The organism is Acidithiobacillus albertensis, assembly GCF_001931655.1.
In the GTDB taxonomy this organism is placed as follows: Bacteria; Pseudomonadota; Gammaproteobacteria; order Acidithiobacillales; family Acidithiobacillaceae; genus Acidithiobacillus; species Acidithiobacillus thiooxidans.
Map to the genome: position 1 here is coordinate 1 of NZ_MOAD01000057.1, position 721 is coordinate 721.

A 721-nucleotide genomic window follows, 5' to 3' on the forward strand; every position below is an offset into this window, starting at 1 on the left:
GCCCTGAAAAACAATCAGCACGGCGATCAACCAATGCAATACTTTGAACAGAGTACTCTCCCCAGTCACCGAAGATCCTGTAAATTTTTCAAGCCTATTTTTTGCCATTCAGACTCCTTTTAAATATTTCTATGCTTATAAAAAACTAATCTACGGCATGCAGTTGTAGCTTTATGTTGGGTAGCCAGGAATTTTCCGAAAAACTACGATCTTGTGCGAGCTTCTCCAGGGTTTTCAGGGCTACACGATGATTCTGATTTGGCAACCAGAGAGTCGCCTGCTTTTCTGATTTCAGAATGCTGCGATTCGCAACGTGGTGTCCATACCATTTTTCAACACCGGCAAAAAGTCCTTGTGGTGGATGTTCCGCAGCATGAAGCATGAGATGATAGATGTGCGGGTGGCGTAAACCGGCAATGCCTACCAACCATAACCAGGATTGCTCTGCTGAAGTTAAATTCTTGAACCAGGCAGGTGCAGCGGCAACACATTCTGCCTTTTTGCCAACAATGGCTGTAAGGTAAGGCGCCTCTGGAATATGGGCGACACGCCTAATAGACTGAGGCTGGTCTATATACAGGGCGACCCTTTGCCTGGACCATGATTCTGCAGTGTGAGCCGAAGTCTGCATATCACGATTTGTGATGGCATGTTCCTTGAGATAGTCGCAAGCCGCTGTGGAATGCAAAAAAACATGTCCAGCAGCGGGTTGAGCCACCAA

The 721-nt window shown here is 46.7% G+C and carries 1 protein-coding gene; it reads right to left on the reverse strand.

What is annotated here, in order from left to right; all coding sequences use genetic code 11:
• Positions 1–145 precede the first annotated feature (145 nt).
• The coding region (locus BLW97_RS19570; RefSeq protein ID WP_158025235.1) for a hypothetical protein at positions 146–721 on the reverse strand (576 nt) is incomplete at its 5' end.